Below are 15959 nucleotides of genomic sequence, written 5' to 3' on the forward strand. Positions count from 1 at the left end.
GTGGCGCCGCATCCCCGCGTTTCGCGCCGTCCGCTCTCCATTCGTCGCACGCCACTTCCGTCGCGTACTTTGTCGGCGTAAAGTCGCTACAGTCCGTGGCGGAATACACATGCCGTCACATGGCGATGATGCACCGCACTATCGACGGTGCGCGAGTCCCGCACGAGGAGAGGGCAATGAAACGAGGCCGTAGCGGCAGGGGGCTGATTGTCCCGATCATCCTGATTGCGCTGGGCGCGATCTTTCTGGCGCAGAACAGCGGCATCCTGCCCGCCCATATCGTGCGCGAAGGATGGCCGGTGCTGTTGATCGCCATAGGTGCGATCCTGCTCGTGCGCCGTTTCGCCTGGCGCCGTGTCGACCGGCGCGGGCCGGAGCAATGAGCGCGCGCCCGGAAGGGCTGCTGCGCTGGCAGTGGCGCGGCTACGCCCGCAATCACAATCACCCGCGCAGCTTGCTGCTGCACATCGTCGCCGTGCCGATGTTCATGGCCGGCAATGTGCTGTTCGTCTACGGCGCGCTGGCGCTTTCCGTCCCGGCGGTGGCGCTTGGCGTGCTGTGCATGGCCTTGTCCATGATGCTGCAAGGCCGCGCCCACCGGCTTGAGGCTGTCAGGCCCGAACCGTTCGCCGGCCCGCTCGATATCGCGTTGCGCATCCTGGCCGAGCAGTGGATCACGTTTCCGCGCTTTGTCCTGTCGGGCCAATGGTGGGCCGCGTTGCATGGCCGTGCGGCCGGCGATGACGGTAGCGAAGCCGGCGGCAAGGTGGCCCAGCGTACATGCGGGCCGGGCAAAGGGTGCCAGAGCTTATGAGCGGCTATTACAATAGCGATCAGTCATCCCCGACTTGTCCTGCGGCTGCGGTAGCGCCGGCAGGACCGGCGCCATTTTCCCCGTCGCGCAGGGAGGCCTTGCCCACATGAAATCGCTGGATCGGCTAGATCGCTGCCCCGCCGCCATTCCTTCCCGGATCTCGATCCTCGCACGCGACCTGTTGTTCGTGCTGTGCATCAACACCTTGATCGCCGTCAGCCTCAACTATGGCTTCCGTACCGGTGGCTCGTTGTGGCACAACTTCGTCTATAGCCACCTGATCGGCCTGTCGATCTGGCTGCTGATCGATGTCGCCCGCGTGCTGATCTGGTGGAACGAGCGGCCCAGGCGCTGGCCCTTCCTGTGCCTGACCGCCATTGCCGTGCCGCTTGGCGTGATCATGGGCAGCTGGGCGACGCGCATCCTCCTTAACGAGCCGGCGAAGTCCTTCGAGGAAGCCGCCGACACGCTGCGCATGTGCCTGGTGGTCGGCATGCTCGCTTCGGCCAGCATGATCTATTTCTACTGGTCCCGGGAGAAGCTCGCCCACCTGGAACGGCAGGCCGCGCTCGACGCCCTGCAGCGCGAGGAGGCGGAAAAGCAACTGGTGCGCGCGCAGCTCATGGCCTTGCAGGCACAGATCGAGCCGCACTTCCTGTTCAACTCCCTGGCCAACCTGGATTGCCTGATCGCCACCGACCAGCAGGCCGCCCGGCGGCTGCTGCAGCGGCTGATCGGCTTCCTGCGCATGTCGCTGTCGCATACGCGCGCCGAGCAATGCACGCTGCGCCAGGAGTTCGAGTTGCTGCGCAGCTATCTCGACATCCAGGCCCTGCGTTTCGGCACGCGCCTGAGCTATCAGATCGAACTGCCGCCCGAGCTGGCGGAAGTGGAGATCCCGCCCATGCTGATCCAGCCGCTGGTGGAGAACGCGGTCACCCACGGCATCGAGCCATGCATGCGTGGCGGCAGCATCGTGCTGTCGGCGCGCGCGCAGGGCGAGAACGCGGTACAGGTGGTGATCCAGGATACCGGGGTGGGGTTCGGGCATGCCGTGACCAAGGGCTCCGGCCTGGGCCTGACCCATGTGCGCGAGCGGCTGGCGCGTATTTTCGGGGCGTCGGCCAGCATGCAGATGGAAGAAAACACGCCGCGCGGCGTGATCGTCCGGCTGACCTTGCCCGTCGTGCGGCTGGCGGCGCCAGTGCCCGTGCCGGCGCCAGCGCCGGCGCCGGCCAGCGCCCCTGCCGGACTCGGGATGGCCCCCGTTACCCGTGCCGCGCATGGCGTTTCTCATCCCTGAGGCGGCTGACTGCCACAGCCGCCCCGGTCTCAACCGCCGTTCCGAACGATCCGCTTCATTACTGCCGCTTCCATGTCCCCGACCTTGTTGATCGCTGACGACGAGCCGCTGCTCGCGCGCGCCTTGCATGCCGAATTGTCCAGTCTCTGGCCCGAGGCGCAGATCGTCTCCGTGGTGCACGACGGCGTATCCGCGCTGGAGGCGGCCCGGCAGCACGCGCCCCAGGTTGCGTTTCTCGATATCCGCATGCCGGGCATGAGCGGCATGGACGTGGCGCGCGAGCTGATGGCGTTCGATCCGCCGCCCCTGGTGGTGTTCGTCACGGCGTACGACCAGTTCGCGCTGGAAGCATTCGAGCGCGAGGCGGTCGACTACGTGCTCAAGCCCGTGCAGCCCGACCGGCTGGAGGCCACTGTGCACCGCCTCAAGGCAAGGCTGGCGGCCCATGCGCAGGCGAGCGAGGAGGGCGGCTCCGCGCTCGACACCGATCGCCTGGCGCAGTTGCTGGCCCGCCTCGAGACCCTGGAGCCCGGTGGCGCGCCAGCGCAGCAGGCCCCGGCGGGTTCGCCCCAGCATGGCTACCTGCGGTTCATCAAGGCGCTGGTCGGGCAGGAAATCCGCATCATCCCGGTGGATGAAGTGATCTACCTAGAGGCGACCGACAAGTACGTCAACGTCGTGTCCGCCAGCGGGGAAGCGCTGATCCGCACCAGCCTGCGCGAACTGTCGCAGCAACTCGATCCGGAACGCTTCTGGCAGATCCATCGCGGCACGGTGGTGAATATCGACTGCGTGGCCAGTGCCGTGAACCAGTCGCTCGGCCGGCTCGCGCTCAAGCTGCGCAATCGCGCGGAGACCTTGCCGGTGGCGCGCCAGTACGCCTACCTGTTCAAGCAGATGTAGCGGGCAGGGCACCCCTGCCGAGGGCGGTTTTACTCTATGATGCGATATTCGCAGCGCGCCCCTGGTCCGTGACCGGGCCAGGCAGCAGTGGCCGGCGCGCCAGGTTCAGCACGATACGCCCGATGACTGCCGCCGCTCTCGATCCCATTCGCAATCCGTTGCGCCACGATGCCCAGGTCATTGGCCTGGTCGGGCTGGCCCACGGCGTTTCCCACTTTTTCCACCTGCTGCTGGCGCCCCTGTTCCCATGGATCAAGGCCGAGTTTGGCCTGAGCTATGCCGAACTGGGTTTGCTGATGACGGTGTTCTTCGCCGTCTCGGCCGTGGTGCAGACTGCGTCTGGCTTCGTGGTCGACCGCTTCGGTGCCAAGCCGGTGCTGTTCGGCGGCCTTGGGCTGCTGGGCACGGCGGCCCTGCTGCTGTCGGTCAGCCCCAGCTACGCGATGCTGCTGCTTGGCGCCGGCGTGGCGGGGATCGGCAATGGCGTGTTCCATCCCGCCGATTTCACCTTGCTCAATAAACATGTGTCGCAGCCGCGGCTGGGCCATGCGTTCTCGGTGCACGGCATCTCGGGCAACCTTGGCTGGGCCGCCGCGCCGATCTTCCTGGTGACCATTGCCGAGTTCAGCACCTGGCGCACCGCGCTCGCCTGCGCTTCGGCCGTGGCCTTCGGCGTGCTGGCGGTGCTGCTGGCCTTCCGGCACGTGCTCGACCCGCGCGGCACCGCCGGCGCGGCGCCCAGGCCGGCCGCGGCCAAGGCGGGCGGCAGCATGCTGGCGTTTCTCAAGTTGCCGCAGGTGTGGATCTGCTGGGCCTTCTTCCTGGTCACTACCTTTTCGTTCTCCGGCATCCAGAGTTTCGCGCCGACCGCACTGACCCAGCTCTACGGCATGCCGCTGACGCTGGCCACGGCGTCCTACACCGTCTACATGCTGTGCAGCGCCGGCGGCATGATCGTGGGCGGCTTCGCCGCGGGACGCACCAGCAACCACGACCGCCTGATTGCGATGAGCTTCACGCTGTCGGGCCTTGTCGCCATCGTGGTGGGGCTGGGCGTGCTGCCGGCCGTGATGGTGCCGGTGCTGATGGGCGTGATCGGCTTCGGCGCCGGTACGGCCGGGCCTTCGCGCGATCTGCTGGTGCGCGCCGCCGCGCCGGCCGGGGCCACCGGGCGAGTCTATGGCGTGGTCTACTCCGGGCTGGATATCGGGCTGGCCAGCGGACCGCTGTTCTTCGGCATGCTGATGGATGCGCACTGGCCGAGCTGGGTCTTCTTCATGATCGGCGCTTTCCAGATGCTGGCGATCTTCACCGCCGTCACGGTAGGCAATGGCAACCGCTCGCGCCGTGATGCGGGGGGCAACCGCGCGGCCGCCAGCTGACACGCTGCCGGCCCGGACTGCCCACGCCCTGTGCTGATACCAAATTCCTGATCCACGGTTCCGCACGGAACCATCAACTTGTCCACTGCCCATGGTCAATCCTGCCGCCACGCCGTCCCATGCCGCCCCCGACGGGGCACCGCCGCTCCAGCCGGGCGGCCATATCCTGGTCGATGCGCTGCTGGCGCACGGCGCCGAACTGGCCTTCGGCGTTCCCGGCGAGAGCTATCTGGCGGTGCTCGATGGCTTCCACGCGCGGCGCGACCGCCTGCGCTTCGTGATCTGCCGGCAGGAAGGGGGCGCGGCGGTCATGGCCGAAGCCTACGGCAAGCTGACCGGGCAGCCCGGCCTGGCGTTCTGCACGCGCGGCCCCGGCGCCACCAATGCCAGCATCGGCGTCCATACGGCGTACCAGGATTCCACGCCGATGATTCTCTTCATCGGCCAGGTCGGCAGCGATTTTGCCGATCGCGAGGCCTTCCAGGAGATCGACTACCGCCGCATGTTCGGCCAGATGGCCAAGTGGGTGGCGCAGATCGAGCGGGCCGAGCGGATTCCCGAATACATCGCCCGCGCCTACCAGACCGCTACCTCGGGCAGGCCCGGCCCCGTGGTCCTGGCGCTGCCGGAGGACATGCTGACCCAGCAGGTTGCCGTAACGCAGCTGGCGCACTACCAGCGCGTCATGAGTTGGCCGGGCGAGGGCGATCTGGCCCGCCTTGCCAGTATGCTGGGCAGCGCCGAGCGGCCTTTCGTGATTGCCGGCGGCAGCGGCTGGACGCCCGAGGCCTGCCAGGACCTGCAGCATTTTGCCGGACGCTTCCAGTTGCCGGTGGGCTGCGCCTTTCGCTTCCAGGACCTGTTCGACAGCCGCCACGCCAGCTATGCGGGCGATGTCGGTATCGGCATCAACCCGCAACTGGCCGAACGCATCCGCGCTGCCGACCTGGTGCTTGCCATCGGCCCGAGGCTGGGCGAGATGACCACCGGGGGCTATGCGCTGCTGGCCGCGCCGCGGCCGGCGCAGGCCCTGATCCATGTCCATGCGGGCGCCGAGGAACTGGGCAGCGTCTACCAGGCCGACCTGATGGTGCAGGCCTCGATGCCGGCCATCGCGAAACGGCTGGCCCAGCTCGATGCCCCCGCCACGCCGCGCTGGCAGGCATGGACCGCCGCAGCGCACGCCGGTTACGAAGCCTACCTGGCACCGCCGACCTATACCGGGCAGGGCGTGGACATGGCCGCCATCGTGCGCACGCTGGATACCGTGCTGCCGGCCGATGCCGTTGTGACCAACGGCGCGGGCAACTACGCTAGCTGGCTGCACCGCTATTTCCGCTATCGCCCTTTTGCCGGCGGCGGCCGCGGCCAGCTTGCGCCGACCAGCGGCGCCATGGGCTACGGGGTGCCCGCGGCAGTGGGCGCCAAGATCGCCTTTCCAGGGCGCACGGTGGTGGCGCTGGCCGGGGATGGCTGCTTCCTGATGAATGGCCAGGAACTTGCCACCGCGATGCAGTACGGGGCGGCCGTGATCATCATCGTCGTCAACAATGGCATGTACGGCACCATCCGCATGCACCAGGAGCGTGAGTATCCCGGCCATGTGAGCGGCACCGAACTGCACAACCCGGATTTCGCCGCGCTGGCGCGGGCATATGGCGCGCGTGGCGCCGTCGTGACCCGCAACGAAGCGTTCGAGCCGGCATTGCGCGAGGCGCTGGCCGCACCGGTTGCCAGCCTGATCGAGATCCGCATCGATCCGGAACAGATCACGCCGCGCACCACGCTGCAGGCCATTCGCGACCAGGCGCTGGCCGCGCGGGGCGCGTCCTGAGGCAGGCCGCCATCGCCTCGTCTAACGTGTTCTTTCCACCTTTCTGATTTGGGAGTTCTTCATGAGCTTTGCTACCACCGATCTCTGCGACGCCAATGAGGCACGGCTGGCCGACGGTTCGCTGCGCGTGCTGGCGCCGGTATTCCACCATTTCGGCAAACGCGCCGCGTTTTCCGGCCCGGCTGCCACGCTGAAGCTGTTCGAGGACAATTCGCTGGTGCGCGAAGCGGTCGAGTCGCCCGGCAACGGCCGCGTGCTGGTGGTGGATGGCGGCGGCTCGCTGCGCTGCGCGCTGGTGGGCGGCAACCTTGGCGTGCTGGCCGAGAAAAACGGTTGGGCCGGCATCATCGTCAATGGCTGCGTGCGCGATAGCGCTGAGCTTGCGGTCTGCGATATCGGCGTGCGCGCCCTGGCACTGCATCCGCAGAAAAGCCAGAAGCGCAATGTGGGCGAGCGCGAGGTCACGGTGCAGATGCCCGGCGCCGTGGTGCGGCCCGGCAACTGGATCTATGCCGACGCCGATGGCGTGCTGGTGGCGGACAGCAAGCTGGAGGGCTGAGCATGCCGGTGGTATTTGTCTACGGCACCCTGCGCGCGGGCGAAGTCAACGACCTCAACGCGGCCGCGCGCAAGCACGGCATTGCCGCGCCGCGCCTGCTCGGCTGCGCCACCGTGCCGGGCCGGCTCTATGACTTCGGCACCTATCCCGGCCTGGTGCTGGATGCCGGCGCCCCCGGCGTGGCTGGCGATTTGTACGAGGTGGATGCCGCCCTGGTGCCGGTGCTCGATGAAATCGAAGAGGTTTATCCGGGCCAGGCCACGCTGTTCGTTCGCGAGGAGCAGGTGGTGACGGCTGGCGACCAGGCCGTACGCTGCCTGCTGTACCCGGTGGGGGAGGACGCGGTGGCGGGTTTGCCGCGCATTGCCTCCGGTGACTGGGTGGCCTACCGGCGTGAGCGCGAGGCAAATCCGCCTGCGTAGGACCGCACGGGGGGTGCTGGATGCGTTCCTCCTTGAGCAGCATCGCGGCCGGCACTGCCGGCCGTTTGTTTTTCACAATGCGGAAAGATGTTTTGCGCGGCAAAAAATGTAGATGCGAAGCACAACTGCCGTTTCTCATGATGGAGAACCGTTTGCCGTATCGTGAAATATGTTTCGTAAGTTATTGATTTAAAACAGTAAAAAAACTCAGCAGCGACTGCATTCCGTGCTGTTGCGACGCGGGACGTTTCCCTACACTCTTATATAAGACACATGACCTGAGGCGTGAAAAACAGGGGTGGCGAGGCAGCAGGACCTGGCCTCCAAACCGTCCCCCCAAGCGCACCGGTCGGCAAGCTCGGCACCGTGGTCCGGCAAGCCTGTCGCAAGTTGCTTATGCCATACCCGTCATCATCACTAGGAGAGTGAAATGTCCCGCGAAACCGAAGCAAAGAACCTGCAAACAGAATGGGATACCAACCCCCGCTGGAAGGGCGTCGCGCGTCACTACACCGCCGATGACGTTGTGCGCCTGCGCGGCTCCGTGCAGATCGAGCATACCCTGGCCCGCCGCGGTGCCGAAAAGCTGTGGCACCTGCTTAACACCGAACCGTTCGTCAATACGCTGGGCGCGCTGACGGGCAACCAGGCCATGCAACAGGTCAAGGCTGGCCTCAAGGCCATCTACCTGTCGGGCTGGCAAGTCGCTGGCGACGCCAACCTGGCCGGCGAAATGTATCCCGACCAGTCGCTGTACCCGGCCAACTCGGTGCCGCAAGTGGTCCGCCGCATCAACAACACCTTCCAGCGCGCCGACCAGATCCAGTGGAGCGAAGGCAAGGGCGACACCGACTACTTCGCGCCCATCGTGGCCGATGCCGAAGCCGGTTTCGGCGGCGTGCTGAACGCCTTCGAACTGATGAAGTCCATGATCGACGCGGGCGCAGCCGGCGTTCACTTCGAAGACCAGCTGGCTTCGGTCAAGAAGTGCGGCCACATGGGTGGCAAGGTGCTGGTGCCGACGCGTGAAGCKGTSGCCAAGCTGACCGCCGCSCGCCTGGCTGCCGACGTGTCCGGCGTRCCGACCCTGGTGATCGCCCGTACCGACGCTGAAGCCGCCGACCTGCTGACTTCCGACGTGGACGAGCGCGATCGCCCGTTCTGCACCGGTGAGCGCACGGTGGAAGGCTTCTACCGCACCAAGCCCGGCATCGAGCAATCGATCTCCCGCGCCCTGGCCTACGCGGAAGTGGCCGACCTGGTGTGGTGCGAAACCGGCAAGCCGGACCTGGAATTCGCCAAGAAGTTTGCCGAAGCCGTCCACGCCAAGTTCCCTGGCAAGCTGCTGGCCTACAACTGCTCGCCGTCGTTCAACTGGAAGAAGAACCTGGACGACGCCACCATCGCCAAGTTCCAGAAGGAACTGGGCGCCATGGGCTACAAGTTCCAGTTCATCACGCTGGCTGGCTTCCACTCGCTGAACTACTCGATGTTCAACCTGGCCTACGGCTATGCCCGCAACCAGATGACCGCCTTCGTCGAACTGCAGGAAAACGAGTTCAAGGCGGCCGAGAAGGGCTTCACCGCCGTCAAGCACCAGCGCGAAGTCGGCACCGGCTACTTCGACGCAGTGACCCAGACCATCGAAGGCGGCCAGTCGTCGACTACCGCGCTCAAGGGTTCGACCGAAGACGAACAGTTCTTCGACGACAAGAAAGTGGCCTGATGTTTCGGATCTTCGGATCTGCAGATCAATAGCTGGTCACCTGGAGGGCGTGCGACCATCACGCCCTTCATTTAGGCGCCGCGCCGTGTCTCTCTCAGGGACGGCGCGGTTTTTTGCTTTCTGGCGCCTGGCCGATGCCCGGACCGGCAGGGGAGTCGGGGTCGATGAGTGAGAAATGTCAAAAATTGTGACTGTAGCGATTCAGACATTTGTCGTTCACTTGGAATGATTTCAGCGATATGATTCCACCCGTGTGTCAAAAGAGGCACACAGCAGGGTTGCCGGTTAGTCACCGGCGCATATCCATAAAGATCACTGGCGGCAATCCAGCCGGTGCACATTCCAAGAAGAAAACCAAGCATGAAGCACAAACTCTCCCTGGCGGCCATCGCCGGTCTTTCCGCCATTCTGGTCGGCTGCGCCGGCACCAATGTCGACGGCATGATGGGTGCCGGCACGTCGCTGTTCAAGGCGGCCTCCCTGAGCGACGGCGACGTCAAGACCATGTCCGACAAGTCGTGCGCCGAGCTCGACAGCACCAACAAGATAGCTGCGCCCAGCAGCAACTACGCCAAGCGCCTGACCAAGATCATGGCCGGCCTGCAGTCGCCCGGCGTGCCGAACGTCAATGCCAAGGTCTACCTGACCAAGGACGTCAACGCCTGGGCCATGGCAAACGGCTGCGTGCGCGTGTACAGCGGCCTGATGGACATGATGACCGACGACGAAGTGCGCGGCGTGGTTGGCCACGAACTGGGTCACGTGGCCCTGGGCCACACCAAGAACAAGATGCAGGTGGCATACGCCGCCATGGCGGCGCGCGGCGCGCTGGCCGCCAGCGGCAATGGCGCCGTGGCTGCCTTGTCGGCATCGCAACTGGGCGAACTGGGCGAGCAGCTGATCAACGCGCAATTCTCGCAAACGCAGGAGAGCGCCGCCGACGACTACTCGTACGACCTGCTGACCAAGAATAAGGCCAATACCCGCGGCCTGGTCTCGGCGTTCCAGAAGCTGGCCAAGCTGGACGGCGGCAAGTCGGGCATGTTCTCGTCGCACCCTGGCTCGGAAGACCGCGCCAAGCATATCGAAGACCGCATCAAGTCGGCCAGCTGATCTCAACCGGCGCAGCCGGTTAGACGGAAGGACGGAAGGATGAAAAGGCTGGCTGCCCCGACGGGCAGCCAGCCTTTTTGAATTCCACCGCCTCATGCCATGGCGCGTGCCGGCGCTCAGCGATACACGATGACCGGAATGTCTGTGTGCGTGAGTACCTTCTGTGTTTCGCTGCCCAGCAACAGGCCGGAGAGACCGCGCCTGCCATGCGATGCCATGAAGATCACGTCGCAGCCATGGCGCTCGGCCGCGTCGATGATGCCCAGGTAGGGCACGGCAAAGGTGCTCATGTCGGCGTCAAAACTGATGCCGTCGGCCCTGGCTGCGGTTTCCACTTCCTTCAGGTACAGCTTGGCCTGGCTTTCGATGCGGTCCTTGAAGGCCTGGGGCGCTTCCACCACGATCTCGCTGAAGGGCGTGTAGGGATATTCCTCCAGGCAGACATAGGCGGTGACCCGCGCATTGATTGTCTTGGCCAGTTCCAGCGCGCCGTCGATGGCTTTCTTGGACAGCTCCGAACCGTCGGTGGGTAGCAGGATGTGCTTGAACATGCTGGACTCCTTAGGGACGCGGTTTAACGGGTGGTGGGGGGCAGGCCGCACGGCACCTGTCGGATTTCATTGTAGGCAGGGGTGGCTCATGCGTCATTGCCTTATATCAAATTACTGATTGACCGCCAGTTGCTGCCTGGCGGCGGAAGCTTGTTCCGCGCGCCGCCAGTACGCCGGATTCCCGTAGGTGTTCTTCAGATGGTCGATAAACAGCCGCACGCGCAGCGGCAAGTGCTTGCGCTGCGGAAAGACCGCATGAATGCCGATCGGCGGCGCCTGGAACTCATCCAGCACGGTGACCAGCCGGCCACTCGCGATCTCTTGCCCCACCTCCCACCATGATCGCCAGGCCAGCCCGTGGCCTTGCAGGCACCAGGCGTGCAGCACCGCGCCATCGGAACATTCCATGGTGCCGCCGACCTTGACGGTGAGAGGGCGTCCTTCCTGCTGGAAGGCCCAGCCGCGCTGCACATTGGCGCTGGCGCCGAAGGCCAGGCAATTGTGGCGGGTCAGGTCCTCGGGCAGGGCGGGTACGCCGTGACGCGACAGGTAATTGGGAGAGGCCACCACCACGCGCCGGTTCTCGGCCAGGCGGATCGAGACCAGGCTGGAATCGGGCAGGTCGCCCAGGCGGATGGCGCAGTCGAAGCCCTCGTTGACCAGGTCGACCACGCGGTCGGACAGGTCCAGGGTGATGGTCACATCCGGATGCGACTCGATGAACAGCGGCACCAGCGGCGCCACATGCTTGCGCCCGTAGCCAGCCGGCGCGGTCACGCGCAGGTGGCCGCTGGCCTTGACGCCGCCGGCCGAGACGCTGGCTTCGGCGTTGTGCAGGTCGTTGAGGATGCGCTGGCAGTCCTCCAGGAACGCCGAGCCCTCGAAGGTCAGGCTGATCTTGCGGGTGGTGCGCAGCAGCAGCTTGACGCCCAGGCGCTCTTCCAGCGCATCGATGCGGCGCCCGATGATGGCAGGCGCCACGCCCTCCGCCGCCGCCGCCGCCGACAGGCTGCCCCGCGCGGCCACGGAGACGAACGTCTCCAATTGCTTGAAATGATCCACGGTATTCGCCAGTTTTGTGCCTCATTCCGCCCAAAAATCGGGGGGCTTGAAGCAATGGGGTGGATTTGGTGCCTATTCTTTACAGCGTTCGCAAAGATTAGTGGGGTAAAAGTAAAAGATCAAGTGACCCGGGCCGACTTTGCCGCACCGCAACGTCTCCCTACAATGCATGCATTCATTGGTGTACAGGCCCACGCAATGCGCTGGCCTGCCGGGTTTGCCCAGGGGAACCGCTTCAGCTCATGCAAAAGATCCGCGCAGTCGTCTTCGATGCCTACGGCACGCTGTTCGACGTGTATTCCGTCACCGCGCGCGCGGAGCAATTGTTTCCGGGCAAGGGCGAAGCGCTGGCGCTGCTGTGGCGCGAGCGGCAGATCGACTACACCCGCATCCGCTCGCTGGCCGCGCCCGACGGCGCATACTACAAGCCGTTCTGGGCGATCACGGTGGACGCGCTGCGCTATGCCGCCGAGCGCCTGCAACTGGTGCTGAACCCCGCCGCGGAGGCGCAGCTGCTCAAGGAATATGCCTGCCTGTCTGCCTTCCCGGAGAATCTCGGGGCGCTCAAGCGCCTGCGGGCCGCCGGGCTGCCGCTGGGCATCCTGTCCAACGGCAATCCCGAGATGCTGGACATCTCGGTCAAGAGCGCCGGCATGCACGGGCTGTTCGACCACGTGCTGTCGGTGGATGCGGTGCGCATGTACAAGACCGCGCCCGACGCCTACGCGCTGGGCCCCAAGGCCTTCGGCGTACCGGCCGGGGAAATCCTCTTCGTCTCGTCCAACGGCTGGGACGCTTGCGGCGCCACCTGGTATGGCTACACCACGTTCTGGATCAATCGTGCCGGCCATCCGGCGGAGCAGCTCGATGTGAGCCCCTCCGGCACCGGGCACGACATGAACGACCTGCTCGAATTCGCCCGCACCCGCGGTGCGGCGGTTTGACAGCGGGCACCCTAAACAAACCATCGATCACAGGAGAACACTGATGGCCATCACGCTGCCTGCGGGCATGAAGATTACCGGCGAAATCCTGCCGGCCTACGAAGACATCCTCACGCCGGCGGCCCTGGCCCTGGTGGACAAACTGCATCGCGCCTTCGAGCCGCGCCGCCAGCAACTGCTGGCTGCCCGCGTCGAGCGCACCAAGCGCCTGGACGCCGGCGAGCTGCCCGACTTCCTGCCTGAAACCAAGAGCGTGCGCGAAGGCGACTGGAAGGTCGCGCCGGTGCCCCCCGCGCTGCATTGCCGCCGCGTGGAAATCACCGGCCCGGTGGAAGCCAAGATGGTCATCAACGCGTTCAACTCCGGCGCGGACAGCTACATGACCGACTTCGAGGACTCCAACACCCCCAACTGGCACAACCAGTTGCAGGGTCAGGTGAACCTCAAGGCCGCCGTGCGCCGCACCCTCACGCTGGACTCGAACGGCAAGCACTACAAGCTCAACGACAAGATCGCCACGTTGCAAGTGCGCCCGCGCGGCTGGCACCTGGACGAAAAGCACGTCACCATCGACGGCCAGCGCGTCTCCGGCGGCATCTTCGATTTCGCGCTGTTCCTGTTCCATAACGCCAAGGAACAGATCGCACGCGGCGCCGGCCCGTTCTTCTACCTGCCGAAGATGGAAAGCCACCTCGAAGCCCGTCTGTGGAACGACGTCTTCGTCATGGCCCAGAACGAAATCGGCCTGCCGCAAGGCACCGTCAAGGCGACCGTGCTGATCGAAACGATCCTGGCCGCCTTCGAGATGGAAGAAATCCTGTATGAACTGCGCGAGCACAGCGCTGGCCTGAACGCCGGCCGCTGGGACTACATCTTCTCGTGCATCAAGAAGTTCAAGGTTGACAAGAACTTCTGCCTGGCCGACCGCGCCAAGGTCACCATGACCTCGCCGTTCATGCGCTCGTACGCGCTGCTGCTGCTCAAGACCTGCCACAAGCGCGGCGCGCCCGCCATCGGCGGCATGAGCGCACTGATCCCGATCAAGAACGATCCGGAGAAGAACGCCATCGCCATGCAAGGCATCATCAACGACAAGAAGCGCGATGCCACCGACGGCTACGACGGCGGCTGGGTGGCGCACCCGGGACTGGTCGAGCCGGCCATGAAGGAATTCGTGGCAGTGCTGGGCGACGCGCCCAACCAGTTCGGCAAGCAGCGCGACGACGTTAACGTGACCGCCAAGGACCTGCTGGACTTCCAGCCGGAAACCCCGATCACCGAAGCCGGCCTGCGCATGAACATCAACGTCGGCATCCACTACCTCGGCTCCTGGCTGGCCGGCAACGGCTGCGTGCCCATCCATAACCTGATGGAAGACGCCGCCACCGCCGAAATCTCGCGCTCGCAAGTGTGGCAGTGGATCCGCTCGCCCAAGGGCAAGCTGGAAGACGGCCGCAAGGTGACCGCAGAGATGGTGCGCGCGCTGATCCCGGAAGAACTGGCCAAGGTCAAGGAGTTCGTCGGTGGCGACACCAGGACCTATGACCGCGCCGGCGAAATCTTCGAGCAGATGTCCACGTCGGAAGATTTTGCCGAGTTCCTGACGCTGCCGCTGTACGAGGAAATCTGATCGGACCGTTGCAGTAGAYTGGCCGGGGTTCTGCCCCGGCGTAAATAACCCGCAGCCACCCGCGCTGCGGGTTTTTTTATGGATGCGCCCGGCTGGGCACATCCGCTGCCGGTGGCGCTGGTTCGGCGGTCCGCCGCCCGCTGGCACATCCTCAGCGCTTATTGCATCGGCTTCACACTGTTCATCGGGTGTACGGTCTTCGTGTCGCAATGGATAGCAGCGCACTTGCCGTAGTGACGTGCTGCGGGTCCGAGCGGGCGCAGCGTTTCACGCGCGAGGAAGTCCGGATCGGATGCGGGGAGGGAGGGCGAAGTGGTCATGCGGCAGCGGCAATGATGGAGGTGGCGGGTCCGGAGGCGGCTGCGGGATGCGCGGGGCGCTTGAGGCCCAGGTGTTCGCGCAGCGTGCTGCCCGAGTACTCGGTACGGAACAGGCCGCGGCGGCGCAATTCCGGCAGCACCAGCGCGATGAAATCGGTGAGCCCGCCCGGCAATACCGGCGACATGATGTTGTAGCCGTCGGCGCCGAATTTCCGGAAGCGCTCTTCGAGCTGGTCCGCGATCTGTACGGGCGTGCCGACCAGTTGCCAGTGGCCGCGCGCGCCGGCCACGCGCTGGTAGAGCTGGCGGATGGTCAGGTTCTCGCGCCGCGCGAGATCGATCACCAGGCGCTGGCGGCTCTTGCTGGCGTTGGTCTCGGGCAGTTCGGGAATCGGCCCGTCGAGCGGATAGCCGGACAGGTCGAAGCCGCCGCTCAGGCCCGATACCAGTGCCAGCCCGACCACGGGGTCGATCAGCGATTGCAGTTGCTCGAATTTCTCCCGGGCTTCGCTCTCGCTTTCCGCCACGACCGGGAACACGCCGGGCAGGATCTTGAGATCGTCCGGCTCGCGGCCGTATCTGGCTAGCCGCCCCTTGACGTCGGCATAGAACGCCACCGCGTCCTCCACGGTCTGCTGCGCCGTGAACACAGCCTCACCGGTGCGGGCCGCCAGCTCCTTGCCGGCTTCCGATGAGCCAGCCTGCACCACGACCGGGTGGCCCTGCGGCGTCCGCGAAACGTTAAGCGGCCCCTGCACCGAGAAATGCTTGCCCTTGTGGCGCAGCACATGGCGCCGGGCCGGATCGTAGTAGCGCCCGCTGGCCTTGTCGCGCAGGAAGGCGTCGTCTTCCCAGCTGTTCCACAGGCCGGTGACCACGTCGGCAAATTCGGCGGCTCGCTCGTAGCGCTCGGCATGCGCCAGGTGGTGGTCGCGGTTGAAGTTGCGCGCTTCGTGCTCGCTCGACGATGTGACCAGGTTCCAGCCCGCGCGTCCACCGGAAATGTGGTCCAGAGAGGCGAACTTGCGGGCCACGTGATAGGGCTCGTTGAAGCTCGTCGATGCCGTGCCGACCAGGCCGATGCGCTCGGTCACCGCGCCCAGTGCCGATAGCAGGGTGATGGGTTCGAACTGCGCCTGGTAGCTGTGCGCGGTGCGGCTGAGAAACTCGGTATCGTCGCCGCGCGTGCCCACGCCGTCGGCCAGGAAGATCAGGTCGAACTTCGCCGCCTCGGCGGCCTGCGCCAGCGCCACGTAATGCCTGAAGTCGATGCCGGCGTCGGCCTTGGCGTCGGGATGGCGCCAGGCGGCGATATGGTGGCCGCTGGGGTAAAGGAAGGCGCCCAGGCTGAGGAAACCGCTACGTTGAGCCATGATGGATTGTCTCGCGTCTTGCT

15 protein-coding genes are annotated in these 15959 nt (G+C 65.5%); 12 read left to right on the forward strand and 3 right to left on the reverse strand.

Translation table 11 applies throughout. From position 1 onward, the window contains the following. Positions 1–176 precede the first annotated feature (176 nt). The 10 genes from AC1DT6_RS28740 (at position 177) to loiP (ending at position 10056) form a co-directional block, all read left to right on the forward strand. Positions 177–383 carry a LiaI-LiaF-like domain-containing protein gene (locus AC1DT6_RS28740; RefSeq protein WP_441634641.1) on the forward strand — a complete coding sequence of 69 codons (207 nt, stop codon included), beginning with the start codon at positions 177–179 and terminating at the stop codon, positions 381–383. Continuing rightward, positions 380–814 (forward strand): terminase, encoded by a 435-nt coding sequence (locus AC1DT6_RS28745; RefSeq protein WP_441634642.1) that lies wholly within the window; start codon positions 380–382, stop codon positions 812–814. The genes AC1DT6_RS28740 and AC1DT6_RS28745 overlap by 4 nt, the downstream gene beginning before the upstream one ends. Positions 815–929: 115 nt before the next feature. Next, complete coding sequence (locus tag AC1DT6_RS28750) at positions 930–2117, forward strand: sensor histidine kinase (RefSeq protein ID WP_441634683.1); 1188 nt, start codon at positions 930–932, stop codon at positions 2115–2117. A gap of 72 nt (positions 2118–2189) precedes the next feature. Further along, a complete protein-coding gene (locus AC1DT6_RS28755; protein WP_441634644.1) occupies positions 2190–3020 on the forward strand; it encodes a LytR/AlgR family response regulator transcription factor in 831 nt (276 codons plus the stop codon). 122 nt (positions 3021–3142) lie between these two features. Beyond that, positions 3143–4402 carry an MFS transporter gene (locus AC1DT6_RS28760; RefSeq protein ID WP_441634646.1) on the forward strand — a complete coding sequence of 420 codons (1260 nt, stop codon included), beginning with the start codon at positions 3143–3145 and terminating at the stop codon, positions 4400–4402. Between the two features lie 91 nt (positions 4403–4493). Then, entirely contained in the window at positions 4494–6236 is a 1743-nt protein-coding gene (locus AC1DT6_RS28765) for a thiamine pyrophosphate-binding protein (protein WP_441634648.1), read from the forward strand. A gap of 61 nt (positions 6237–6297) precedes the next feature. Next, positions 6298–6795: a ribonuclease E activity regulator RraA gene (gene rraA, locus AC1DT6_RS28770; protein ID WP_477102495.1), complete on the forward strand. Its 498-nt coding sequence runs from the start codon at positions 6298–6300 to the stop codon at positions 6793–6795. Between the two features lie 2 nt (positions 6796–6797). Beyond that, positions 6798–7217 (forward strand): gamma-glutamylcyclotransferase family protein, encoded by a 420-nt coding sequence (locus tag AC1DT6_RS28775; protein ID WP_441634652.1) that lies wholly within the window; start codon positions 6798–6800, stop codon positions 7215–7217. A 430-nt stretch (positions 7218–7647) separates the two neighbouring features. Further along, complete coding sequence (aceA, locus tag AC1DT6_RS28780; protein ID WP_441634654.1) at positions 7648–8943, forward strand: isocitrate lyase; 1296 nt, start codon at positions 7648–7650, stop codon at positions 8941–8943. Positions 8944–9303: 360 nt separating this feature from the next. Beyond that, positions 9304–10056 (forward strand): metalloprotease LoiP, encoded by a 753-nt coding sequence (gene loiP, locus AC1DT6_RS28785; RefSeq protein WP_441634656.1) that lies wholly within the window; start codon positions 9304–9306, stop codon positions 10054–10056. A gap of 116 nt (positions 10057–10172) precedes the next feature. On the opposite strand, the gene AC1DT6_RS28790 is transcribed toward loiP, so the two are convergent. Both AC1DT6_RS28790 and AC1DT6_RS28795 read right to left on the reverse strand, forming a co-directional pair. Further along, positions 10173–10607, reverse strand: coding sequence for a universal stress protein (locus tag AC1DT6_RS28790; protein WP_035864994.1), 435 nt, complete (start codon positions 10605–10607; stop codon positions 10173–10175). A gap of 111 nt (positions 10608–10718) precedes the next feature. Beyond that, on the reverse strand, positions 10719–11669 hold the full coding sequence (locus AC1DT6_RS28795) for a LysR family transcriptional regulator (RefSeq protein WP_441634659.1): 951 nt from the start codon (positions 11667–11669) through the stop codon (positions 10719–10721). A gap of 242 nt (positions 11670–11911) precedes the next feature. On the opposite strand from AC1DT6_RS28795, the gene AC1DT6_RS28800 reads away from it, so the two are divergent. Further along, entirely contained in the window at positions 11912–12613 is a 702-nt protein-coding gene (locus AC1DT6_RS28800; protein ID WP_045241533.1) for a haloacid dehalogenase type II, read from the forward strand. A 43-nt stretch (positions 12614–12656) separates the two neighbouring features. Then, positions 12657–14243, forward strand: coding sequence for a malate synthase A (aceB, locus tag AC1DT6_RS28805; protein ID WP_441634661.1), 1587 nt, complete (start codon positions 12657–12659; stop codon positions 14241–14243). 316 nt (positions 14244–14559) lie between these two features. Here the strand turns inward: aceB and AC1DT6_RS28810 are convergent, their stop codons facing one another. Beyond that, a complete protein-coding gene (locus tag AC1DT6_RS28810; RefSeq protein WP_441634663.1) occupies positions 14560–15936 on the reverse strand; it encodes an LLM class flavin-dependent oxidoreductase in 1377 nt (458 codons plus the stop codon). Between the last annotated feature and the right edge of the window lie 23 nt (positions 15937–15959).

This window comes from Cupriavidus sp. 01L45 (assembly GCF_056399885.1).

Excerpts from the sequence above, each read along its gene's own strand:
- AC1DT6_RS28740 (WP_441634641.1), top strand. The coding sequence starts at position 177 with ATGAAACGAGGCCGTAGCGGCAGGGGGCTGATTGTCCCGATCATCCTG.
- AC1DT6_RS28745 (WP_441634642.1), top strand. The coding sequence starts at position 380 with ATGAGCGCGCGCCCGGAAGGGCTGCTGCGCTGGCAGTGGCGCGGCTAC.
- AC1DT6_RS28755 (WP_441634644.1), top strand. The coding sequence starts at position 2,190 with ATGTCCCCGACCTTGTTGATCGCTGACGACGAGCCGCTGCTCGCGCGC.
- AC1DT6_RS28760 (WP_441634646.1), top strand. The coding sequence starts at position 3,143 with ATGACTGCCGCCGCTCTCGATCCCATTCGCAATCCGTTGCGCCACGAT.
- AC1DT6_RS28765 (WP_441634648.1), top strand. The coding sequence starts at position 4,494 with ATGGTCAATCCTGCCGCCACGCCGTCCCATGCCGCCCCCGACGGGGCA.
- rraA (WP_477102495.1), top strand. The coding sequence starts at position 6,298 with ATGAGCTTTGCTACCACCGATCTCTGCGACGCCAATGAGGCACGGCTG.
- AC1DT6_RS28775 (WP_441634652.1), top strand. The coding sequence starts at position 6,798 with ATGCCGGTGGTATTTGTCTACGGCACCCTGCGCGCGGGCGAAGTCAAC.
- loiP (WP_441634656.1), top strand. The coding sequence starts at position 9,304 with ATGAAGCACAAACTCTCCCTGGCGGCCATCGCCGGTCTTTCCGCCATT.
- AC1DT6_RS28790 (WP_035864994.1), bottom strand. The coding sequence starts at position 10,607 with ATGTTCAAGCACATCCTGCTACCCACCGACGGTTCGGAGCTGTCCAAG.
- AC1DT6_RS28800 (WP_045241533.1), top strand. The coding sequence starts at position 11,912 with ATGCAAAAGATCCGCGCAGTCGTCTTCGATGCCTACGGCACGCTGTTC.
- aceB (WP_441634661.1), top strand. The coding sequence starts at position 12,657 with ATGGCCATCACGCTGCCTGCGGGCATGAAGATTACCGGCGAAATCCTG.
- AC1DT6_RS28810 (WP_441634663.1), bottom strand. The coding sequence starts at position 15,936 with ATGGCTCAACGTAGCGGTTTCCTCAGCCTGGGCGCCTTCCTTTACCCC.